The sequence below is a fragment of the Paenirhodobacter sp. CAU 1674 genome, from assembly GCF_029222945.1.
GTDB lineage: Bacteria > Pseudomonadota > Alphaproteobacteria > Rhodobacterales > Rhodobacteraceae > Rhodobacter.
Genome location: NZ_JARHUH010000007.1, coordinates 49,917 through 72,201 on the forward strand (window position 1 = coordinate 49,917; position 22,285 = coordinate 72,201).

General features: G+C 65.9%; 21 protein-coding genes and 1 pseudogene. 11 read left to right on the plus strand and 11 right to left on the minus strand.

Annotation, left to right across the window (positions count from 1 at the left end):
* Both P2G62_RS11195 and P2G62_RS11200 read left to right on the plus strand, forming a co-directional pair.
* Window positions 1–1,092 (plus strand): branched-chain amino acid ABC transporter permease, encoded by a 1,092-nt coding sequence (locus tag P2G62_RS11195; RefSeq protein ID WP_275734984.1) that lies wholly within the window; start codon window positions 1–3, stop codon window positions 1,090–1,092.
* A gap of 36 nt (window positions 1,093–1,128) precedes the next feature.
* Entirely contained in the window at window positions 1,129–2,328 is a 1,200-nt protein-coding gene (locus P2G62_RS11200; RefSeq protein WP_275734985.1) for an ABC transporter substrate-binding protein, read from the plus strand.
* A gap of 99 nt (window positions 2,329–2,427) precedes the next feature.
* Here P2G62_RS11200 and P2G62_RS11205 read toward each other — a convergent pair whose 3' ends face one another.
* On the minus strand, window positions 2,428–3,096 hold the full coding sequence (locus P2G62_RS11205; protein WP_275734986.1) for a nuclear transport factor 2 family protein: 669 nt from the start codon (window positions 3,094–3,096) through the stop codon (window positions 2,428–2,430).
* Window positions 3,097–3,291: 195 nt separating this feature from the next.
* Window positions 3,292–3,585 (minus strand): annotated as a pseudogene (locus P2G62_RS11210) (aminotransferase class III-fold pyridoxal phosphate-dependent enzyme); the annotation flags it as partial.
* 111 nt (window positions 3,586–3,696) lie between these two features.
* On the opposite strand from P2G62_RS11210, the gene P2G62_RS11215 reads away from it, so the two are divergent.
* A complete protein-coding gene (locus P2G62_RS11215) occupies window positions 3,697–4,389 on the plus strand; it encodes a GntR family transcriptional regulator (protein WP_275734987.1) in 693 nt (230 codons plus the stop codon).
* 24 nt (window positions 4,390–4,413) lie between these two features.
* Here P2G62_RS11215 and P2G62_RS11220 read toward each other — a convergent pair whose 3' ends face one another.
* Together P2G62_RS11220 and P2G62_RS11225 are read right to left on the minus strand one after the other, a co-directional pair.
* Window positions 4,414–6,489, minus strand: coding sequence for a hydantoinase/oxoprolinase family protein (locus P2G62_RS11220; RefSeq protein WP_275734988.1), 2,076 nt, complete (start codon window positions 6,487–6,489; stop codon window positions 4,414–4,416).
* A gap of 87 nt (window positions 6,490–6,576) precedes the next feature.
* On the minus strand, window positions 6,577–8,325 hold the full coding sequence (locus tag P2G62_RS11225) for a hydantoinase B/oxoprolinase family protein (protein ID WP_275734989.1): 1,749 nt from the start codon (window positions 8,323–8,325) through the stop codon (window positions 6,577–6,579).
* A gap of 220 nt (window positions 8,326–8,545) precedes the next feature.
* Between P2G62_RS11225 and P2G62_RS11230 the strand changes: the two genes are divergently transcribed.
* The 7 genes from P2G62_RS11230 to P2G62_RS11260 all read left to right on the plus strand — a co-directional run bounded on the left by P2G62_RS11230 (window position 8,546) and on the right by P2G62_RS11260 (window position 14,586).
* Window positions 8,546–9,514 (plus strand): helix-turn-helix domain-containing protein, encoded by a 969-nt coding sequence (locus tag P2G62_RS11230; RefSeq protein WP_275734990.1) that lies wholly within the window; start codon window positions 8,546–8,548, stop codon window positions 9,512–9,514.
* Between the two features lie 272 nt (window positions 9,515–9,786).
* The gene (gene fabI, locus P2G62_RS11235) at window positions 9,787–10,551 is read left to right on the plus strand and encodes an enoyl-ACP reductase FabI (RefSeq protein WP_275734991.1); all 765 of its coding nucleotides are present in this window, start codon (window positions 9,787–9,789) and stop codon (window positions 10,549–10,551) included.
* A gap of 245 nt (window positions 10,552–10,796) precedes the next feature.
* A complete protein-coding gene (locus P2G62_RS11240; RefSeq protein ID WP_275734992.1) occupies window positions 10,797–11,300 on the plus strand; it encodes a YbjN domain-containing protein in 504 nt (167 codons plus the stop codon).
* Window positions 11,301–11,328: 28 nt separating this feature from the next.
* The gene (gene proC, locus P2G62_RS11245) at window positions 11,329–12,141 is read left to right on the plus strand and encodes a pyrroline-5-carboxylate reductase (protein WP_275734993.1); all 813 of its coding nucleotides are present in this window, start codon (window positions 11,329–11,331) and stop codon (window positions 12,139–12,141) included.
* A complete protein-coding gene (locus tag P2G62_RS11250) occupies window positions 12,138–12,473 on the plus strand; it encodes a tRNA-binding protein (RefSeq protein WP_275734994.1) in 336 nt (111 codons plus the stop codon). Before proC ends, P2G62_RS11250 begins: the two co-directional genes overlap by 4 nt.
* Window positions 12,473–13,411 carry a D-glycerate dehydrogenase gene (locus P2G62_RS11255; RefSeq protein WP_275734995.1) on the plus strand — a complete coding sequence of 313 codons (939 nt, stop codon included), beginning with the start codon at window positions 12,473–12,475 and terminating at the stop codon, window positions 13,409–13,411. The genes P2G62_RS11250 and P2G62_RS11255 overlap by 1 nt, the downstream gene beginning before the upstream one ends.
* A gap of 56 nt (window positions 13,412–13,467) precedes the next feature.
* Window positions 13,468–14,586, plus strand: a complete 1,119-nt coding sequence (locus P2G62_RS11260) for a beta-ketoacyl-ACP synthase III (protein ID WP_275734996.1) — start codon at window positions 13,468–13,470, stop codon at window positions 14,584–14,586.
* A gap of 76 nt (window positions 14,587–14,662) precedes the next feature.
* Here the strand turns inward: P2G62_RS11260 and P2G62_RS11265 are convergent, their stop codons facing one another.
* Window positions 14,663–15,262 carry a thymidine kinase gene (locus tag P2G62_RS11265; RefSeq protein WP_275734997.1) on the minus strand — a complete coding sequence of 200 codons (600 nt, stop codon included), beginning with the start codon at window positions 15,260–15,262 and terminating at the stop codon, window positions 14,663–14,665.
* A 256-nt stretch (window positions 15,263–15,518) separates the two neighbouring features.
* On the opposite strand from P2G62_RS11265, the gene P2G62_RS11270 reads away from it, so the two are divergent.
* The gene (locus P2G62_RS11270) at window positions 15,519–15,980 is read left to right on the plus strand and encodes a phage regulatory CII family protein (RefSeq protein WP_275734998.1); all 462 of its coding nucleotides are present in this window, start codon (window positions 15,519–15,521) and stop codon (window positions 15,978–15,980) included.
* Here the strand turns inward: P2G62_RS11270 and P2G62_RS11275 are convergent, their stop codons facing one another.
* From P2G62_RS11275 to P2G62_RS11300, 6 genes are all read right to left on the minus strand, one after another.
* Window positions 15,981–17,306, minus strand: coding sequence for a DEAD/DEAH box helicase (locus P2G62_RS11275; protein ID WP_275734999.1), 1,326 nt, complete (start codon window positions 17,304–17,306; stop codon window positions 15,981–15,983).
* 255 nt (window positions 17,307–17,561) lie between these two features.
* On the minus strand, window positions 17,562–18,011 hold the full coding sequence (dtd, locus tag P2G62_RS11280; RefSeq protein WP_275735000.1) for a D-aminoacyl-tRNA deacylase: 450 nt from the start codon (window positions 18,009–18,011) through the stop codon (window positions 17,562–17,564).
* Window positions 18,008–18,931 (minus strand): carbohydrate kinase, encoded by a 924-nt coding sequence (locus P2G62_RS11285; protein WP_275735001.1) that lies wholly within the window; start codon window positions 18,929–18,931, stop codon window positions 18,008–18,010. The genes dtd and P2G62_RS11285 overlap by 4 nt, the downstream gene beginning before the upstream one ends.
* 63 nt (window positions 18,932–18,994) lie before the next feature.
* Window positions 18,995–20,119, minus strand: a complete 1,125-nt coding sequence (locus tag P2G62_RS11290) for a primosomal protein N' (replication factor Y) - superfamily II helicase (RefSeq protein WP_275735002.1) — start codon at window positions 20,117–20,119, stop codon at window positions 18,995–18,997.
* 6 nt (window positions 20,120–20,125) lie between these two features.
* Window positions 20,126–21,256, minus strand: coding sequence for an SPFH domain-containing protein (locus tag P2G62_RS11295; protein ID WP_275735003.1), 1,131 nt, complete (start codon window positions 21,254–21,256; stop codon window positions 20,126–20,128).
* A 9-nt stretch (window positions 21,257–21,265) separates the two neighbouring features.
* The gene (locus P2G62_RS11300; RefSeq protein ID WP_275735004.1) at window positions 21,266–22,285 is read right to left on the minus strand and encodes a DUF2927 domain-containing protein; all 1,020 of its coding nucleotides are present in this window, start codon (window positions 22,283–22,285) and stop codon (window positions 21,266–21,268) included.

A 22,285-nucleotide genomic window follows, 5' to 3' on the forward strand; every position in this document is an offset into this window, starting at 1 on the left:
ATGGCGCAAGATGCCCAGAAACCGCAGAAATCCGTGCTGCTGCGCACCATCGCCACGCCGCTGATCCTGACCGCGATGATGGTGGCGCTGGCGCTGCTGACACTGGCGGTCGGCTCGCGGCCCTTCAACCAGACGATGATCGACATCTTCGTGCGCGTCATTCTGGTCGTGGGGCTTTACATCTTCGTCGGCAATTCCGGCGTGCTGAGCTTCGGTCATATCGGCTTCACCTGTTTGGGCGCCTACGCCGCCGCCTGGCTGACGATGCCGCCGATGATGAAGGAGCTGTCCTTCCCCGGCCTGCCCGACTGGCTCAAGGCGGTGCAGCTGCCCTACGGGCCAGGGGCGGTGCTGGCGGCGCTGTTCGCGGGGGTGTTTGCCCTGCTGTTCGGGCGGGTGCTGATGCGGCTGTCGGGGATCGCCGCCTCGATTGCCACCTTCGCGATGCTGGCGATGATTAACACGATCTATGCCAATTGGGAAAGCGTGACGGCGGCGACGAATTCGGTCGTCGGCATCCCGATCGTGCGCACGATCTGGCCCTATATGATTGGCGCGATCGTGGCGATCTTCGTGGCCTGGTTGCATGCGGTGTCGCGCTTCGGGCTGGCGCTGCGGGCAGCGCGCGATGAACCCACCGCGGCGCTGGCCTCGGGGATCGACATTCCCCGCGTGCGGCTGGTGGCCTTTGGCCTGTCGGGCGTTGTGATGGGGCTGGGCGGCGCGCTGATGGCGCATTCGATTGGCGTTGTGACGCCCGACACCTTCTATCTGGGTCTGACCTTCATCACCCTTTCAATGCTGGTCGTGGGCGGGATGAGCACACTGTCGGGCGCGGTGTCCGGGGTGGTGATCCTGTCCTTGCTGATCCAGGGCCTGCGCTGGCTGGAACGCGGGGTGCCAGTGGGTAACACGACCTTCGCGCTGCCCGGCGGGTTGCAGGAAATCCTGCTTGGCGTGGTGATGATCGCCATTCTCGCGCGGCGCCCGAACGGGCTGTTTTCCAAGGAATTCGTGTGGCCCTTCGGGGCCCGCGACCGGCGGGGGCCTGCCCTTGCCGCACCGCAAACCGTTCCCGAAGGGGACGCATAACCACGTCGCAAACCGACACCAACAAGGAGAGTTCCCATGTTTCGCACGCAACTGATGACGAGCCTGAGCGTTCTGGCGCTGAGCCTCGCGCCCGCCACCGGCGCGCTGGCCGAGGATGCCGACGGCAATATCGTGGTGGGCTTTGCCACCGCCGAAACCGGCTTCATGCAGGCCTATGACAAACCCGCGCAAGACGCCGCGATGATCCGCATTGACGAGATCAACGCCGCGGGTGGTCTGCTGGGCAAGCAGATCAAGGTGGTGAATGCCGACACCAAGACCGACCGGGCCGAAGGCGCCAAGGCGGGGCTGAGCGTGCTGGACGCGGGCGCCGACATGGTCGTCGTGTCCTGCGATTACGACTTCGGTGCGCCCGCCGCGCTGACCGCGGAATCCTCGGGCAAGATTTCGTTCTTCCTGTGCGCGGAATCGATCAAGGCGGGCATTCAGGGCGTCGGCCCGCACAGCTTCTCGGCCTCGGTTCTGGCGGCGGTGCAGGGTGCGACGATGGCCGAATGGGCCTATGCCAAGAAAGAGGCGCGCGACTTCTATCGCCTTCTGGACACCAGCTATGTCTATAACAAGGGCATCTGCGACGGCTTCGACTGGATGCTGCCCAAGCTGGCGGATGCCACGCTGGCGGGCGAGGATGTGTTCAAGAACGACGACGCCTCGATCGCCTCGCAGATCAGCCGGATCAAGGCGCTGCCGAAGGAACCCGACGCGATCATGCTGTGCACGATGATGCCGGGCGCGGTGTCGGCGATCAAGCAGATCCGCGCGGCGGGGATCAATTCGATGATCCTGAACGGATCGGCCGTGGATGGCAGCTACTGGCTGTCGGCGGTGCCCGATCTGTCGAATTTCTATGTGCCGGTGCAGGGGTCTGTCTATGGTGACGATCCGAACCCGGATGTGAACGCCTTCAACGCGCTTTACAAGGAAAAGACCGGGGCTGACCCGGCGACGCAATACACCTATCCCGGCTATTCGATGATCGACGTCTGGGCCAAGGCGGTGGAGCGTGCGGGCACTATCGACGCCGATGCCGTGGTGGCCGAGCTGGAGAAGATGGACAACGAACCCACCCTGTTCGGGCCGCGCACCTTCACCTCGGAACTGCACCATCAGAACAAGGCGCGTTATCTGATCGTGGAAACCACCGCGGGCAAGCCGGGTGTGATCGACGAATGGACGATTTCGGAGCCGGTGCCGATGGACGCGCTGATGAAGTGATCGCGGGCGGGGGGCGGCCCTGTCGCCCCCGTCGACAAGAACGAACGCCCGGGCCGTGGCCCGGGCGTTTCGCATTGGCAGATGGCGGAGAGGGGCCGCTCAGGCCCCCGCCTTGCGATAGCTGTCTTTCAGCGCGATCCGGGCGCCATCGAAGTGCAGGATATCGCAGCCGTCGACCGTGATTGTCCGGCCTGCGGTATCGGTGCCGGTGAAGCGCCAGCTGGTCAGGGCCTGATCCCCCGCGATCAGTGTCTGCTGCGGGTCCCAATGTGCCTGCGGGAAGGTGGCAAAAATCGCGGCATAGGCGGCGCGCACCGCATCGCGGCCCTGATGGCGCGTCCCTTCGGCCAGCGGACCCGCCGCCGCGTGAAAGGCGCAATCCGCGGCCATACAGTCCATCAGCGTGTCCAGATCTCGCGCGTTCCAGGCGTCGGCAAACCGCGCCACCACCGCCTTGCGCTCTGCCGCAAGCGGGTCTTGCAGCACCTCGATTTCCAGAAACGCCAGATACTCGGCGCCCGGGTTGCAGACGTTATGCGCCACCCCGCAGCGCCGCGAATAGGGAACGCCCGCGGTCAGCGGCGCCTCGGTATAGCTGCCGTCGGGATGGGTCAGCCCAAGCGCGCCGCCGGTCAGCGGCACCACAACGTAATCATGGCCATGCACATGCCAGCCGGTTTCGGCACCCGGCGGGAATTGCCATTCGGTGACGACGAAGCGGTCGTCGGAGATATGCGTGACCGGGGTGGCGGGAAGCGTGCTGGTCATTGGCGGGCCCTCAGTTTGCGGTTTCCGCGGCAAGCCGCGCCTGGGTGCGGTCCAGCGCAAGCGCCAGACGCTCAAAAATCTCGGCGATATCGGCTTCGGTCACGATCAGCGGCGGGCACAGCGCCAGCTGATCGCCGATCGCGCGGAAGATCAGCCCGGCGGTATGGCCTTCCTCGGCGGCGATGGCGCCGACCCGGCCAGCCGGATCGAGGGCTCGTGCGCTTTCGAGGCGAACGTGTGGTAATAGGGCAGCTTGAGCATCTGCTGATAGGCGGCCTCGGCGAGGCGCTTTTCGGAAAAGCCCACCGCAACGGACCACAGCCCCGCCAGCCCCTCGATATAGTCCTTTCCGGCGCTGTCCCAGACCCGGATGCCATCGCCGCGTTCGATGATCAGCGGGCCGGTCTGTTCGTGCTTGCGCGCGTTGGTGTAAGGATGCAGCGTGGTTGCGACGTCGGCACTGGCCAGTGAATTGGAACGGGTTGGCATGGGAGTCCTGCAGGCTGGTGTTATGACGAATTGGCGAATACTCCCATCAGATCGGTATTCATGCAACGAGTCGTCGATGGTTGTTATAACAAATTTTGGCGGTGAGCGTCGATGACAGGTCCGATACATCCCGAAGCTGAGGGACCCGCGCTGGATGCCGCGGGGCCGTTGCACGAGCAGGTGTTTCGTCGGTTGCGGGCCGATCTGATGGCGGGGCGCTTTGCGCCCGGGCAAAAGTTGCCCCTGCGGGCGCTGGCGCAGCAGATGGGGACCAGCCTGATGCCGGTGCGCGATGCGGTGCAGCGGCTGGAAAGCCTGGGCGTGCTGCGCCTGACCCCGGGGCGCACGATGATCGTGCCCGAATTGAGCCCGGCCGAGCGTGCCGATCTGGTGCGCCTGCGGCTGGTATTGGAAACCGAGACGGCGGCGGTGGCGGCCCTGCGCCGCACCGAGGTCGAGCTGGCCGCGTTGGGTGGCGAATGCGCGGTGATGCGGCGGGCGGCCGCGGCGGGGGATACGCCCGCGTTCCTGGCCGCCAACCTGCGGTTTCATGGCGCAATCGCGGCGGCGGCCCACAACCGGTTTCTGGCCGAAGTGTTGGACCCGTTGTGGATGCGGCTGGGGCCGATCGTCCGGGTGCAGACCCCCGATCAGGCGAACATGCTGCGCTCGGCGGTCTACCATGATGATATTCTGCTGGCGCTGCTGCGCCGCGACGGGGCGGCGGCCGCGGCGGCGATGCGGCGCGATATTCTGGATGAAGCGCCCGCCGGGGTTGCGGCGGACGCAGTGCCCGGGGCCTGACCCCGGGCAGAAGGCAAAGGCCGATCAGTCGGCGGTGACGACATAGGTGCCGTGCTCGTCCAGAACGGCGGTCCAGCCGGGTTCGATCACCAGCGTCGTCGTGACCTCTTCGATCACCGCGGGGCCGCGCACGGTGTCGCCCGCGCCCAGGGCCGCGCCGTCGAAGACCGGGGTTTCCTGCGACACGCCGTCGGCGGCAAAGATCATCGGGCGCAGACCCTTGACCGCGCTGTCCGCGCCCTTGCCGGGCGCCAGACGCATCCGGTTGGGCCGGTCGACCTTGCCCGCGATGGCGCTTTCGACATTGACCACCTCGACCGCGCTGTTCGGCTCGGAATAGGTGTACAGTTCTTCGTGGCGCGCGTGGAAAGCCGCCTTCAGGCGGTCCAGACTGGCTTCGGTAATCTCGAACGGATCGACCGAGACGGTGCATTCGTGGACCTGCCCGACATAGCGCATGTCCAGACTGCGGCGGATCGCGATGCGTTCCTCGGCAAAACCGTCCTGCGTCAGATCCGCCCGGCCCTTGACCTCCAGCCCGGTGAACAAGGCGTCCAGCTGGCTGGCCGCCGCGGCACCTTCCAGGCGGATCGGGGCGGGGGCCATGTAGTTATACTTCACATCCGACAGGATCTGGCCGTAGGCGCACAGCCCCGAGGCGAGTTTCGAGATCATCACCTTGCGGATGCCGATTTCGCGCGCCAGTGCCGTGATATGCGACCCCGTGGCGCCGCCCGCGCAGTTCAGCACGAAGTCGCGCGGGTCATAGCCGCGCTCGACCGACACGCGGCGGATGCCGTTGACCATGTTGGTGTTGACGATGGTGAACATGCCATAGGCCGCGCGTTCGACCGACAGGCCCAGCGGTTCGGCCAGGTGGGTGCGGATCGCCTCGCGCGCCTTCTCCACATCAAGCGGCAGGCGTCCGCCGACCAGCCCGCCGGGGCTCAGATAGCCCAGCACCAGATTGGCGTCGGTCGTGGTGGGCTGCGTGCCGCCGCGGCCATAGCAGGCAGGCCCGGGTTCAGACCCCGCCGATTGCGGCCCCATCTGCAACAGGCCCATCGGGTCGATCCAGCCGATCGAGCCGCCGCCCGCGCCCAGCGTCTCGACCTGGATCATCGGAATCCCGATCCGGTAGCGCAGGAAGTCGATGTTCTTGGACACGTTGGCGCGGCCCTGCCAGGTCAGCGTGATGTCGAACGAGGTGCCGCCCATATCGACGGTGATTACGTTCTCCTCGCCATAGGGTTGCCCCAGATAAAGCGCCGCCTGCGGGGCCGAGGCCGGGCCCGAGTTGATCGCATAGACCGCCTGATGCGCGACCAGATCGCCGGTGGCCAGACCGCCGTTCGATTGGAAATAGCGCACCGGGTTCTTCGCGCCCATCGCGCGGAACTGGCGATCCACCGCTTCGACATATTGCGCCAGGATCGGCCCCAGATAGGCATTCACGATGGCGGTCGAGGTGCGGGTGTATTCGCGCACCTGCGGATACAGCGTGCTGCCCACGGTCAGCATCACATCGGGCATCATCTCGCGCACGATTTCGGCCGCGCGGCGTTCGTGATCGGGGTGCAGCACCGACCACACGAAAGAGATCGCGACCGATTGCACGCCTTCGGCCAGGAAATGACGGCAGGCGGCGCGCACGTCGTCTTCGTTCAGGGGGGTGTGCACGGCGCCGGTCGAGAGCACGCGCTCGCGCACGCCATGGCGCAGATAGCGCGGCACCAGCATCGTGGCGGGCGGATATTCCGGGTCGTAGCGATAGCCGTCTTCCTTGTGGCCCAGCCGGATCTCGATGCTGTCTTCGTGGCCGGCCGTGGCGATCAGCCCGGTCTTGGCGCCGCGATGGGTGATCAGCGCGTTCAGCCCGACGGTGGTGCCATTGATGCACAGATCGGCATTCGAGACGATCTCGGTCGGGGAGATCCCGGTTTCCTCTTCGATCAGCGCCAGCCCGTTGCGGATGGCCAGGGTCGGGTCCTGCGGCGTCGACAGCGCCTTGACGATGCGCACGCGGCCCTCGCGGTCGGCCAGAATGAAATCGGTGAAGGTGCCCCCGGCGTCGATGCCAAGGCGATATTGGGTCTGCATGTCATATGTCCTTGCGGATGGCGGGGGCCGGACGGGGGGCTGCCTGCCCCCCGAACCCCCGGGAGTATTTGAACCAGGAGAAAGGGATCAGGCGGAGCGGAGTTGTGCGGTCGCGTCCTGATCGACGCAGAGCGTGACCGGATCGGTGATCACCACGCCATAGTCGCGGCGCGCCCCTTCCAGACTGACGAGGCCGTTTTTCACATCCTCCACCACCCGTTCGACCGGGCGCTCGAAGGCCGGGCCGAAGCCGCCGCCGCCGGGGTTGAAATTGGCCGCGCGTTCGCCGGGCTGAATGGTTTCGATCACGTTGTCGGTGATGACCTCGGTCTTGCCGCCACGGGTGATTTCCAGCCGGCCGACCTTTTTCGCCACCATGTCGGATGCGGCGCCCGCCGCCCCCATCGCCGGGATCCGCCGCCCTTCGCCGAAGGTGATCAGCGTCATCGGGGTATCGAGCGGTTCGACCTCCCAGCAGGTGCCTGACCCGCCGCGGTTGCGCCCCGCGCCGCCGCTGTCTTCCATCAGCGAATAGCGGTGAATGATGATCGGATAGCTGTGTTCCAGCATCTCGATATCGCCCGAGGTCAGCGCGCCGAAGCAGCATTCGGGGCCGACCGCGTGCCAGCCGTCCTGACTGGCCGTGGCCCCCGCGCCCGAGATGATCGAGGCCAGAACCATCGTCACATATTCCTCGTCATGGCGCTTGTCCCAGCCTGCGATATTGCAGCCGTTGGCATGGCCCCAGCTGGCCGAAACCTTGTCGGGGGCGGCCTGCTCGAAGGCCAGTCGCACGGCGTCGGTCAGCGTCTCCATCGGCGTGGTGGTGCAGTTCATGTGCGGCGCGGGGCTTTGCGCGTTGCACAGCGTGCCCTTCGGCCCCATGTCGGTGCTGACACAGCGATAGAGCCCCTCGTTATAGGGGGGCGGCAGTTGCGCGAACATCATCAGCCCCAGATACACGCCCGAGTGGCTGTTGCCTTCGTAACTGTTGATGAAATAGGGCACCTGCGGCGGCGACTGGATCGCGATATGGCAGCCGTCGCCTTCGATGGTGACGGTCGCGGTGATCTCGAAATCGCCAAAGCCGTGGCCGGCGTCTTCCAGAATGGCGGTGCCGCTATAGGTGCCGTCGGGCACGGCGGCGATCAGATGGCGCATATGCGCCTCGGCCATGTCCAGCAACTCGGCGATGCAGTCCTTGACCACCTGCTTGCCGTATTTGTCGACCAGACCCTTGAGAGCGCGCGCGCCCACCTGACAGGCGCCGATCAGCGCGTTGAAATCGCCTTCCTGATCGCGGCGCGCGCGCATGTTGGTCAGCAGCAGGTTGATCACGTCCTGGCGCGGCACGCCCCGGTCCCACAGCTTGACCGGCGGGATGCGCAGCCCTTCGGCGAAGATCTCGGTCGCATTCGGGTTGTAGCCCGCGGGCACCGGGCCGCCGATGTCGGTCAGATGGCCCTTGCAGACCGTCCAGAACATCAGTTCGCCCTCGTGGAACACCGGGTAATACATGCAGGTGTCGATGATATGCGATCCGCCATAGGCCGGATCGTTGTGCAGGATGATATCGCCTTCGTGGATGTCGCCCTCGAAGAACTTCGCCACCGATTTCATCGCCGGGATCAGCGAGCCAAGGTGGATCGGAATGTCCTGGCCCTGAAGGATCATCTCGGGCGTGTGGTTAAACAGCGCCGTCGAATAGTCATGCGCCAGGTTGAACACCGAAGAGCGCGCGGTCTGTTCCAGCGTCAGCGTCATTTCGCGCTGCGTGGTTTCCAGAACCCCGCGCACCACGGAAAGGGTGATCGGATCGACATTGCGACCGGCCATTGCAGTCTCCCTGTGTTATGGCAGCCCTTGTGGGCCGCTTCTTGGATTTGATGGTTCAGCGTGCGTTTCAGCGCCGCCTGCGTCTTGCAGCAGGGTGCACAAGTTTTTGTCGCTGGCTGCGGCGCCAGCGGGTGCGGGGGCAGGGGCGGTCAACTGGGTCTTGCGTTGCGCGGCTTTCCTCGCCTAGCGTTGTCTTTCCACTCCGCAGAAGGCCCGCGACATGTCCGCGACACTTGTCAGCCATTCGACCGACCACCTGCCCGCAGGCGAGCGCGCGGTCTATTGGGACGGGGTCATTGCCGAGGCCTATTTCCCGCTGCGCCTGACGTTTCGCGATGCCGATGCGTTCCGCGGGCGGCTGAGCATGCGCAGGGTCGGGCCGGTGTCGCTGTCGCGGCTGTCCACCGATGCGCTGAGCTTCGAACGCGGCCCCGGTCAGATCGGCCGTCAGGGCGAAGAGGATTTTCTGATTACCATTCCCCGTCTGGCGCCGGTCGAGTTCAGCCAGCTGGGGCGCGATGTCAGCTGTGCGCCCGGCGCCTTTCTGGTCGAACGCGGAAACGAGCCCTACCGCTTTTCCTACACCAAGGCGAACAGTCTGGGCGTTCTGAAAGTCTCTCGCGCGCTGCTGGCCGAGCGGCTTCGTCAGCCCGACAGGTTCTGCGCGCAGCAGTTCGACGCCGCGCGCGGAGTGGGCGCGCTGTTCGCGGCAATGGCGCGCACGGCGCTGGACGAAGACATGCCCGCCCCGGCCACCGAGATGGTGGGGCGCCAGCTGGTCGATCTGCTGGCGCTGTCACTGTCCGAACGTGCCGAGACAGAGGGTCTGAGCGCGGTGCGCGCGGCCCATCTGCGCCGCGCCGACGAGGTGATCCGGCGCGAATTGCGCAATCCGGCGCTGGGCCCCGAGATGCTGGCGCGTGCCTGCGGGATTTCGAAACGCTACCTGCACGAGTTGTTTTCCGAAGACGGGCGCAGCGTGGCACGGGCGATCCGCGATCAGCGCCTGCGCGCGGCGCGCGACCTGGTTGCGTTGTCCGGCGATCTGACGCTGGCGGAAATCGCCTATCGCTTCTGCTTTTCCGATCAGGCGCAGTTCTCGCGCCAGTTCAAGGCGGCCTTCGGGCGCACTCCCTCGGCGGTCCGGGCTGACCGCGTGCCCGCGCGCGCGGACACCCGCAAGGCCTGACCCCGCGGCGCCCTTCCCCACTTGGGGGGGGGGGGCGTCCGGTAACGTTTTTCCATGCTTTGCAGGTGCAGAAATCGCGCAGGGTCTCGGGGCGTTTCGGGGGCCCGGGCATTGCCAAACTGCCGCGGAAATGGCCGTGCCGCGCGGGAACGTGCCCAAATTGCCTCAAATTGGTGCGACAAATGTCTTGGCTCTTGCTGCGTCGCAGAAAAACCGTCACCAACTGTTCACCTTGTTATGCCTATTTCACAGGGCATTTATCGGAGGCTACCATGTTTTCACTGCAGGGCCAAAAGGCGCTCATCGTCGGAATCGCGAACGAGAACTCCATTGCTTATGGGTGTGCGCAGGCGTTGCGCGCGCAGGGGGCCGATCTGGCGGTCACCTGGCTCAACGCCAAGGCCGAACCCTATGTCCGCCCGTTGGCCGAAGCCTTGGGTGCCGAGATCATGATGCCGCTCGACGTCAGCGACCCCGATCAGCTGGGCGCGGTCTTTGATGAGATCGGCGCACGTTGGGGGCGGCTTGATACGCTGCTGCATTCGATCGCCTTTGCCCCGCGTGACGATCTGCACGGGCGGGTGATTGATTGCTCGGCGGCCGGTTTCGCGCAGGCGATGGATATTTCGGTGCATTCCTTCCTGCGCATGATCAAGCTGGCAGAGCCGCTGATGCCGCACGGTGGCACCTGCCTGTCGGTGTCGTTCTTCGGCGCCTCGCGCGTGGTGCATCACTACAACATGATGGGGCCGGTGAAAGCCGCGCTGGAAAGCTCGGTGCGCTATGCCGCCGCTGAACTGGGCGAAAAGGGGATTCGCGTGCATGCGCTGTCGCCCGGGCCGCTGGCGACCCGCGCGGCATCGGGCATTTCGCATTTCGACGAGCTGCTGAGTGTCGCGGCGCAGCGGGCGCCAACGCATCAGCTGACCACGATCGCCGATGTCGGCGCAATGGCGGCCTTCCTGGCATCGCCCGAGGCGCGCAACCTGACCGGCGGCGTGCACGACATCGACGGCGGTTATTCGATCACGGCCTGATGCAGGCGCGCAGACCCGATCAGTCAAGGGGCGGCCTGTTGGCCGCCCCTTTTGCCTGGCTGTCGGGGTTTTCCCCAGATATTGCGGCAAAACCCGACTTATCCACCACAAATGGCTTTACAGGGCGGGCCCTTGCCCGCACGATATATGGTAGGAAGCCGCGACATTTGCGCCGTTTCTTGTGGGAACACCAAACCCTAGGGGAGCTGCACCCCGGGGCGTATGACAGGCAGGGGGATACGGGCATGGCACTGAGCGAAGACTACCTCTACGCTGAAGACCTTCATCCGATCGACGTGGTCGAGACGCTGGCCCAGGCCCATGACTGGGATTTCGACCGCGTGACCGACGACCAGATCGCGATGGTGGTCGAAGGCCAGTGGCGGACCTATTCGATCACCCTGGCTTGGTCGGCGCAGGATGAAACGCTGCGGCTGATCTCGACCTTCGAGATGGACCCGCCGCAGGGCCGCGAGGCCGCGCTTTACGACCTGCTCAACCGCGTCAACGATCAGGTCTGGACCGGGGCTTTCACGCTCTGGCCCGAACAGAAACTGATGGTCTGGCGCTATGGTCTGGTGCTGGCGGGCGGGCAGATCGCCAGCCCGGAACAGATCGACCGGCTGATCGGCGCGGCCGTGGTCGCGGCAGAGCGGTTCTATCCGGCGATGCAGCTGACCTGCTGGGGCGACGAGGCGCCCGAAACCGCGATGAAGGTTGCCATTGCAGAGGCCTACGGGCGGGCCTAACCTGCGCCCCGCTGCTAAAGGGGGCAAAATGGACTTTTCGAACATTTCCGCGCGCGGTCTGGTGCTTCTGGGCTGCGGCAAGATGGGCTCTGCGATGCTGGCGGGCTGGCTCCGGGGCGGGCTCGCGCCGCAATCGGTGCATGTGATCGACCCGCATCCGTCGGACTGGCTGATGGGTACCGGGGTGGCGGTGAACGGCCCGCTGCCTGCCGCACCCGCCGTGGTGCTGATCGCGGTCAAGCCGCAGATGATGGCCGCCGCGCTGCCGCAGTTGCAGGCGATGGGCGGTGGGCGGACGCTGTTCGTCACGGTGGCCGCGGGCACCACGATTGCCACCTACGAGGCGATTCTGGGCGCCGCCACCCCCCTGGTGCGCGCGATGCCCAACACCCCCGCCGCGATCGGGCGCGGGATTACTGCGATCTGCGGTAATGGCGCGGCCAGTGCTGCCGATCTGGATGTGGCCGAGGGGTTGCTGTCGGCGGTGGGGCAGGTCGTTCGGCTGGAGGGCGAGCATCAAATGGATGCGGTCACCGCGATTTCCGGCTCGGGCCCGGCCTATGTGTTTCACCTGATCGAGGCGCTGGCCGATGCGGGCGTGGCATTGGGCCTGCCTGCCGATCTGTCGATGACGCTGGCCAAGGCCACGGTGGGCGGCGCAGGCCAGCTGGCCGAGGATGCCGCCGAAGATCCTGCGCAGCTGCGCGTCAATGTCACCAGCCCGGGCGGCACCACCGCCGCCGCGCTGGCCGTTCTGATGGACCCCGAAACCGGCTTTCCCGGCCTCATGCGCCGGGCCACGCAAGCCGCCGCCGACCGCGGCAAGGAGTTGGGCAAATGACCATAACCTACGACGATTTCGCCAAGGTCGACATCCGCGTTGGCCGGATCACCCGGGCCGAACCCTTCCCCGAGGCGCGCAAGCCCGCCTATAAGCTGTGGATCGACTTCGGCCCCGAGATCGGCGAGAAGAAATCCTCGGCCCAGATCACGAAACACTATACGATCGAAGAGCTTGTCGGGCGGCAGGTGCTGGCGGTGGTGAACTTCCCGCCGCGCCAGATCGGGCCCGTCCGCTCCGAGGTGCTGACGCTGGGCGTGCCGGATGAAAACGGCGAGGTCGTGTTGATCGCCCCGGGGCAGGATGTGCCGCTGGGCGGGCAGATGTTCTGATGCGCCTGCTGGTCACCCGCGCGCTGACGCCGCGTGTCGAAGCCACGCTGCGCGCCGAATTCGATGCAGAGTTTCGCCCCGACGACGCGCCGCTGACCCGGGCCGAGGCCGTGCGGGCCCTGGCCGAGTTTGACGCGATCCTGCCGACGTTGGGCGATGATTTCGGGCCGCGCAGCTTCGACGGCCCGATCCGGGCGCGCATTCTGGCCAACTTCGGTGTGGGCTATAACCATATCGACGTGGCGCGGGCGCGGGAGGTGGGGATCACCGTCACCAACACGCCCGGCGCGGTGACGGATGCCACCGCCGACATCGCCCTGACGCTGATTCTGATGAGTGCGCGCCGCGCCGCCGAGGGCGAGCGGCTGGTGCGCACCGGCGGCTGGACCGGCTGGCAACCGACGCAGATGCTGGGCCAGCATGTGACTGGCAAGCGGTTGGGCGTGATCGGCATGGGGCGGATCGGGCGGGCGATTGCCCGGCGGGCTCATTACGGGTTCGGCATGGAGGTGGTGTTTTTCAACCGCTCCCCCGTCGATCCGGGGCTGCCTGCAACGCAGGTGCCGCTGGCGCAGGCGCTGGCGGCGGATTTCGTCGTGCTTGCCGTGCCCTCGACCCCCGAAACGCGCCATCTGATCGGCGTGGCAGAACTGGCGCAGATGACGCGGCATGCACATCTGATCAATATCGCGCGCGGCGATATCGTGGACGAGGCGGCGCTGATCGCCGCGTTGCAGGCGGGCGCCATCGCGGGCGCGGGGCTTGATGTCTATGAATTCGAACCGGCGGTGCCGCAGGCGCTGCGCGATCTGGCCAATGTCACACTGCTGCCGCATCTGGGCACCGCAACCGAAGAGGTCCGCGATGCGATGGGCTTGATGGCGGTTGAAAACCTGCGGGCTTTCCGTGACGGCAAACTGCCTCCGAACGCGGTTTGAAATCTTGACCTGCCTGAAACTTCGGCAGAGTTTGCACGGATCAGTGGGAGGACCGCATGTTTACGCCAGCCATCACCGGCACCGGGGTGTTCACCCCCGCCGAAGTCATCACCAATGACGAGCTGGTCGCCAGCTTCAACGCCTATGTCGACCTGTTCAATGCCGAACACGCGGCGCAGATCGCGGCGGGCGAGGTCACGGCTCTGGACCATTCCTCGAGCGAATTCATCCTGAAGGCGTCGGGGATCGAGCAGCGCCATGTGGTGGACAAGGCGGGCGTTCTTGACCCCATGCGGATGTATCCGCGCCTGGCGCAGCGCAGTGATGACGAGCCGGGGATCATGGCCGAAATGGCGCTGGACGCCTGCCGCAAGGCCTTGGCCCAGGCCGGACGGCGCGGCGACGAGGTCGATCTGGTGATCTGCGCGGCCTCGAACATGGAGCGCGCCTATCCGGCGATTGCCATTGAAATTCAAAAACTTCTGGGGGCAGGCGGGTTTGCCTTCGACATGAACGTCGCCTGCTCCTCGGCCACCTTCGGGATTCAGGCGGCCGCCGACATGATCCGCGCGGGATCGGTGCGCCGGGCGCTGGTGGTGAACCCTGAAATCACCTCGGGGCATCTGGAATGGCGCGACCGCGACTGCCATTTCATCTTCGGCGATGTCGCCACCGCGACCTTGATCGAACGTCGCGAGGATGCCGCCCATGGGTTCGAGATCCGCTCGACCCGCTGCGCCACAGAATTTTCCAACAACATCCGCAACAACAACGGCTTTCTGCGCCGCACCCGCCCCGACGGGATGGCCGACCGGCGCGACATGCAGTTCATGCAGGAAGGCCGCAAGGTCTTCAAGGAAGTGCTGCCGATGGTGGCCGCGCATATCCACGCCCATCTGGACGAGACCGGCGTCGATCCGCAAAGCCTGCGGCGGCTGTGGCTGCATCAGGCCAACAAGACGATGAATGATTTCATCGGACGCAAGGTGCTTGGCCGCGACCCGGAACCGGGTGAACAGCCCAATATCCTGCAGGACTACGCCAATACCTCTTCGGCGGGCTCGATCATCGCCTTCGATGCCTATTCCGACGATCTGGCGCCCGGCGATCTGGGGCTGATCTGTTCGTTTGGCGCGGGCTATTCCGTGGGCTCGGTCGTGGTCGAGAAGTTCTGACCCTTCACCCGTTCCTGCCTCCGGCGGGAGTATTTGGACCAAGAAGAAGAGGCGTGCTTCTTCTTGGCAGAAATACTCATTCCCCCGCCGGGTCCGGGCCGTCGCCCACCGCCTCGCGCCAGTGCTTGCGGCAGAGCGCGACATAGGTTTCGTTGCCGCCGATCTGCACCTGCGCCCCGTCGCGCGCCGCGTGGCCCGTGGCATCCTTGCGCACAACCATCGTCGCCTTCTTGCCGCAATGGCAGATCGTGCGCACCTCGCGCATCTCGTCGGCGAGTGCGAGCAAGGCGGCCGATCCCGGAAACAGCTCGCCGCGGAAGTCCACGCGCAGCCCATAGCACATCACCGGCACGCCCAGATCATCGACCGCACGGGCCAGTTGCCAGACTTGATCCTTGGTCAGGAATTGCGCTTCATCAATGAAAATGCAGGCGCAGTCGCCCCTGGACAGGCGATTCTTGACCATTTCGAACATATCGGTGTCGGCCTCGAACATGTCGGCGGCACAGCCGATGCCGATGCGGCTGGCGATCCGGCCTTCTCCCGCGCGGGTATCCAGACGCGCGGTGACCAGATAGGTCTGCATCCCGCGTTCGATGTAATTGTGCGAGGCCGCCAGCAGCAGCGTGCTCTTGCCCGCGTTCATTGTCGAGTAGTGGAAATAAAGCTTGGCCATGCCCGGGGATAGCGCGGGGGCGGGCGCTCAGGCAAGGGGGAACGAAGGTCCCCGCACATGCTGCCGGATCTCCGGCCTTGTCGTCCCACCGACAAGCATGCGGGGCCCCACTCGAACCGGCGTTGGGGCGCCGGTCACTCACCTGTGCCCGGCCTCGCCGGACGCTTTGAAAGTGACAATTTCCAGCGTTGGGGTTAAGGGGGAAAGACATGCAGCTTTTCTCAGAACTGCAAAGACTTGAGCGGGAACGACAGCGATGACAGACACAATCGGCAGCTACCTCAAGAAGCACAGCGAGGCGCTGGTCAAGGATGTCGGCATCGAAGCCTCGGCCGAGGCCTGCGGCAAGTCCAAGGCGACGCTCGGGCGCTATTATTCCGCCGACCCCGACCATGCCGATCGGTTCATGCCGATCGACGTGGTGGCGCGGCTGGAGGCGGTGGCTCGCTTCCCGCATGTGACCCATGCCCTGGCCGAACTGGGCGGGCTGACCGTGTCGCTGGACGAGGAACGCCGCAATGCGAGCCGCGGCGGGATCAATTCCGATGTGGTCGCCCTGAGCCAGCGCTTCGCGATGCTGATGGCCGAGTATCACCAGTCGATCGAAGACGGCAAGATCACCATGAACGAGGCCAAGCGTCTGCTGACGGAAACGCAGGCACTGCAGCGGATTCTCCTCGAGATAAAGCTGCATCTCGAGGAAGAAACCGTTCGCTGATCAGATGTTATGCGCGCTTTTCGGGCGGCGCGAGGGGCGCCGCGCGGGGCGCTGATTGCCGCCTTCGCCGATCACAGCCTTGGGCTTGGGCGCGCGCTGTTGCGGCTTGCCGCCCTGACGCGGGCCGCCATTGCCGCCCGGACGCCCGCCCTGGCCCTGACGCTGCCGCGCGCCGGGTTTCAGGCCGGCAGGCTCTTCATGTGCCATGCCGCCGATCACCGGAATTTCGGCTTTCATCGCCTTTTCGATGGCGCGCAGATCACCCATTTCCAGCGGCGCACAGAACGCCACGGCACGCCCGTCGCGCCCGGCGCGTGCGGTGCGGCCGATCCGGTGGACGTAGTTTTCCGGCACATTCGGCAGGTCGTAGTTATAGACATGCGCGACCTGCGGAATATCAAGGCCACGGGCCGCGACATCGGTCGCGACCAGCACCTCGACCTCGCCCGCACGGAACGCGGCCAGGGCGCGTTCGCGCTGGCCCTGCGATTTGTTGCCGTGGATCGCGGCGACCGAGAAGCCCCATTTATCCAGAAGTTTCGCCAGTTTGTCCGAGCCGTGCTTGGTGCGGTTGAACACCACGGCCAGCTCTTTCGGGTGCTTGGCGATATATTCGGCCAGCAGCGTCGCCTTCTCGCCCTGGGTGGTGAAATGCACGCCCTGTTCGATCTTTTCGGCGGCCTTGCCCGGCGTGTTGACCTGCACCCGCACCGGGTCGGTCAGGTAGCTGTCGGCCAGCTCTTCCATCAGCTTGGGCATGGTGGCCGAGAACAGCAGCGTCTGGCGTTCGTCGGGGATCAGCTTGGCGATCTTGCGCAGCGCATGGATGAAGCCGATGTCGAGCATCTGGTCGGCCTCGTCCAGCACCAGATATTTGGTTTCCGACAGCACCAGCGCGCGCCGGTCCAGCAGGTCCAGCAGGCGACCGGGCGTGGCGATCAGCACATCCACGCCTTTCGACAGCTTTTCGGATTGCACATTGATCGAGGCACCGCCGACGACGCGCTGAATGCGCACCGGGGCGCCCGCGGCAAAGGCCGACAGGTTGTCATGGATCTGCGTTGCCAGCTCGCGCGTCGGCGCCAGGATCAGCGCGCGCACGGTTTTGGGTGCCGGGCGTTTGCCATAGGCGATGATCCGGGTCAGCATCGGCAGGCCGAAGGCGGCGGTCTTGCCGGTGCCGGTCTGCGCCAGGCCCAGCAGGTCGCGCCCCTTGATGATATGCGGGATGCCCTGCGCCTGAATCGGCGTGGGCTTGTGCAGGCCCAGGCCCGCAAGGTTTTGCAGCAGGATCGGCGCGAGGCCGAGATTGTCGAAGTTTTCCAAAGTCTTGTCTTTCTGATGCGCGGATGCGCGAAATCGGATGCAGCCCCGGGAACGGGGCGCAGAGGCGGGCGGGTGCGCGGCTTGCGCCGGCTGGCCCCCCGCGTGAATGTGGGACCGTTTCCCCGGTCTGGCGCCTGCGTCATGTGCCGTTTCGGGCACTCAGAGGCGCGGCTGCTCACGCGGCAGCGGACATCGGGTCACTGGCAGATGGGGCAGGGGCGGGCAAAAGTCAAGGGAAACCGCCCTGAATGCCGCTCAGGCGCGGTCGGCGGTATCCATCCAGATCGTGACCGGCCCGTCATTGCGCAGGTCGACCGCCATGTCGGCGCCGAATTCGCCGGTCTGCACCGGCAGCCCCAGTGCGCGCAGCGCGCCGGCGAAATGCTGATACAGGTGATTGCCGGTTTCGGGCGGTGCGGCACTGGAAAACCCCGGCCGGTTCCCGCGCGAGGTATCGGCGGCCAATGTGAACTGGCTGACCACCAGACAGGCGCCGCCGATGTCGCCCACGGCGCGGTTCATCTTGCCAGCCTCGTCCTTGAAGATCCGCAGCTTGGAAATCCGCAGCGCCAGCTTTTCGGCCTCGGTTTCGGTGTCGCCTGCCATGGCACAGACGAGGATCAGCAGCCCATGTTCGATTTCTGCAATCTTCTGCGCGGAAACCGTCACGGAAGCGGCGGTGACGCGTTGAATTAGTGCTCTCATAACAACTCCTTGGCCCAAGGCGGGTTGGCCCCGGCGCGCGATACGGTGACGGCGGCGGCAGCCCCGCCGAGGGTCAGGCAAGCATGGATCAGCCCGGCGCCCGCTTCGGCGATGGCATCCTTGTGCAATGCGCCTGCCCGGGTCAAGGCCACCAGAACCCCGGCGTTGAAGGTGTCGCCCGCACCGACGGTGTCCACCACAGTTACGGCACAGGCGGGCACAGATTCGACCGCAGAGGCGGAAAACCCCTGCGCCCCTGCGGAACCTTGGGTGATGAACACCAGCTTCGGGCCGCGCGCCAGAACCCCGGCGGCCAAAGACGCAATCTCGCCCGGCCCGTCGAGCCAGTTCAGATCCTCGTCCGAGAGTTTGACGATGTCGGCGGCGGCGATCATCCGGTCCAGCCGTGCGCGATAGGCCGCCTCATCCCGGATGAAATCAGGCCGGATATTGGGGTCGAGCATCGTCACACGCGCCGGGGCCTCACGCAGCATCAGCGCCTCGTAGGCCGTGCCGCAGGGTTCGGTTGCCAGGGAAATCCCACCGAAAAACAGGGCCTTGGCCGAGGCAGGCACGGGCGGAATGTCGTCGGGCTGCACCATCCGCCCGGCGCTGTTCTCATCGTGGAAAGTATAGGTCGCCTGACCGTCCTGCACGCGCAGGAAGGCCAGCGTGGTGGGGCGATCGCTGCGGATCGCAAGGTCCGTCTCTACCCCCGAGCCCGCCAGCGCCTGCAGCAATTGCCCTCCGAACAGATCGCTTGAAATCCCGGTAAGCAGGCCCACGCTCGTTCCCAGCCGCCCCAGTGCGACCGCCGTGTTGAACACCGCGCCACCCGGGCAGGGAACGAAGCCCGCGTCGCCCGTGTCTGCCTCGCACGGGAGCATGTCGATCAGCGCCTCTCCGCAGCACAAAATCATGAGATTTCCTTTTTCGGCCTGCGTCCCCCCGGACCAGATACCCGGGGGGCGCCGATCCCGGACCTAGCGCTGCATCTGGTTGAGGTAAACCGCAATCCCGATCACCACCGCAGCCAGAAGCACCGCGAAAGCGATCTTCCAGGCCGACCAGGGCCGATCCCCGCGCACCTTGCCGGTCTGGGCATTGACCACGAAACGATAGCTCTGACCGCGGAACTTGTAGGCGGCGGTCCAGACCGGCAGCAGAATATGCTTGAAGGTCTCGGCGCTGAATTCGGGGTCCAGATGGTCGATCCGCTGCTCGTCGCCGCCGATGTCGCGGCGCACGTCGGACTGGATCACATGCATCATCTCGGCACGGGCCAGATGGTGGCCTTCGTGCAGCTCGACCGTATAGCCCTCGGCGGAGAACCCGGCCAGATAATCGGGCCGGTAATCGGCCAGTGCGGACAGATCCCAAGGCCGCAGCGCGTCGGTATAGGCTGGCGGCAGGGACCGCGCGGCATAGACCAGCACGTCGTCGAAGGCGCGTGCCACACGCCCGCGCACGGCGCGCCAGCGGACATGGCGCACCTGCTGCTGGCGGGTTTCCATCCGGCCGTTGACCTCGACCCGCACCTGCCGGGTTTCATAGTAATAATCGCCGCGCTGACCGGCATATTCGGTGCGGCTTTGGGCATCGAAGGTCCAGAACGGCGCATAGACGCCGGTCATCTTGCGGCCCCGGCGGGCATATTGTGCCAGCCCCGAAGGGGCAAACCACAACCGCCCGAGCCAGGCGCCAAGCGCCGCGCGTGCCTGTGCTTCGGTCAGCACGAACGGCAGCACGCCCTGCGGTTTGATCAACCGCCGGGTGCCGGTATCGACCACCACCGGAGTTGCACAAAACGGACATTCCGCGGCGTGATCCGCGCCGGTGAACTCGATCGAAGCCCCACAATTCGGACATGAAAGGGTGCGGTGCTCTTCCATCTCCAGATCCGGCAGGCGGGCGCCCAGCACGGCGTCGAGCGGCAGTTCCCGCAAGCTGGCCGTGCCCCGCCCGGTGGCGCGCGGGATGTCCTGCACATGGCCGCAGTGGTCGCAAACCATCCGTTCCTGGCCCGGGGCGAAGCGCAGATCCGCCCCGCAGGATTCGCAGGGGTAATGGTGTTCGGTAACCGGCCGTGTGGCCTGAATCGCGGCCATCGCCCTTTACCCCACCGGCGGCGGGGGCGGCGGGGCGATGGTGAACAGCTGCGCCAGTTCGGCGATCTCGTCGGCGGGTTTCCAGCCGTCCTGCCCGGGCGACCAGACCAGCGTGTCGCGGGTGAAACTGCCGTCGGTGACCATCCGGCCCAGGTGGCCCCGGCCATAGGGGCCCGTGGCCTGCCCGTTCACCGCCACATGCCAGACCTTTTCGACCGGCGGCGGGGGCGGGGCGACCGGGGGCGCCGCAGCGGCGGATGCCTGCGGGGCAGGGGCGGCGCCCCAGGGCCCGGCCCAGCCCATCTGGTTCCCCATCGCCATGCCCATTCCGGCCCCCAGGCCCGCGCCGACGGTCGCGCCCATCGCGCCACCCGGCTGGGCCAGCGCCTCGGCTGCGTTGAACTGCATGTAGCGGTTCAGATCGCCCACAATCCCCATCGAGGTGCGCTTGTCCAGCACCGCCTCGACCGCCTCGGGCAGGCTGATGTTTTCGATATAGAATTCCGGGATCGACAGGCCATAACCCGCGACCACCGGATCGACCGCCTTGGCGATCATCTTGCCCAGATCGGCGGTGTTCGCCGCCATGTCCAGCACCGGAATCCCCGAGCTGGCGATGACGCGCGAAAATTCCTGCACCATCACGTTGCGGATCTGAAAACTGATCTCGTCGGCGGTGAATTCGCCATCGGTGCCGACGATTTCGGCCATGAACTTCGCCGGATCGCTGACCCGCATCGCATAGGTGCCATAGGCGCGCAGCCGCACCGCCCCGAATTCGGGGTCGCGGGCAATCACCGGGTTTTTCGTGCCCCATTTCTGATCGTTGAAGCGTGTCGTGTTGACGAAATAGATTTCCGATTTGAACGGGCTGCGGAAGCCGTGATCCCAGTGTTGCAGCGTGGTCAGGATCGGCATGTTGTTGGTTTCCAACATGTAAAGCCCTGGCCCGAAGACATCCGCGATCTGCCCTTCATGCACAAAGACCGCCGCCTGACCTTCGCGCACGGTCAGCTTGGCGCCGTATTTGATGGCGTGGCCTTCGCGTTCGAACCGCCACACCATCGTGTCGCGGGTGTCATCGGTCCAGTGGATGACGTCGATAAATTCGCCGGTAAGAAAATCGAGAATGCCCATCTGGTCCTCCTAGCTATCCGCGCCCATCAGTTCGGCCGCAATCTGTTCGACAATCGGGCGCGCCTCGGCCTCGGTCATGCCGGGGCGCAGGCGCGGGTCGTAAAGGATCTGCAACAGCAGTTCGTCATGGCGCGTCAGCAGCGCGAACTCCTCGTCATCGTTGAAGATCGAGGGGCGCGCGCGCGGGTAGTCGTTGGCCAGGCCCATGCCCTGCGCCAGTTCCTCGTGAATGCACGACAGGCGCAGCGGGTCGGGGTGTTCGCCCCGGATCACCGCGACCGCGCGGCTGTAATTCGGCGCCGCGCCCTCCGAGAAGGCGAAGACCACGCAAAACGTTGTCGGCGCCAGATCGGTGATCGCCTGCAGCGAGGCACGGTCGATCCCCGGCACCAGCTGTTGCAGGCGGGGGCCTGCGGCGCGGCGTTCGTCTTCGTTCAGCACCAGAATGTTGAAATTGCCGCCCGTGGGGGTGACCTGCACCGGATGGCGCGACGCCCGGGCAAGCTTGCCCGCATAGGCCGAAATCGCGGCCCGGTCGGCGCGACGCTGCGCCATAGGCACCGAGGGCCCGAATTCCACGCTCATCCGCACCGGCACTTCCCAGCGGCGCAGCCGGCTTGCGGTCTGGGCGGCAACGAAGGTGCCGCCACGGTTCGAATATTCGTCATAAAGCGCGACGTGAATGAAATTATCCACCAGCTGGCGCGTGCCGAAGGGGGCATCGCGCGGCGCCACGTCCTGCCGCAGCAGACCCTGGCCTTCCAGCGTCTGCGCAACCTGGGTGTAATAGGCGCGCACCGCCTGGCTTTCGGGCGATGGCGGCATCACCAGCCCGTTTTCGCCCAGATCGCCGGGCGCAGGGGTTGGGCGGGGTGTGGCCGCAGGCGCGGCAGACCCGTTCGGCCCCAGTGCGAAAGGCCCTGCAAGGCAGCCCGCCAAAGCGGCGCAAAGCGCAAAAGCCCCGGTCAGACGGCCGAGGGCAATACCGCCCCGGCGCATGGCCGGGGCAATGCAGGCGGCATGGGGCAT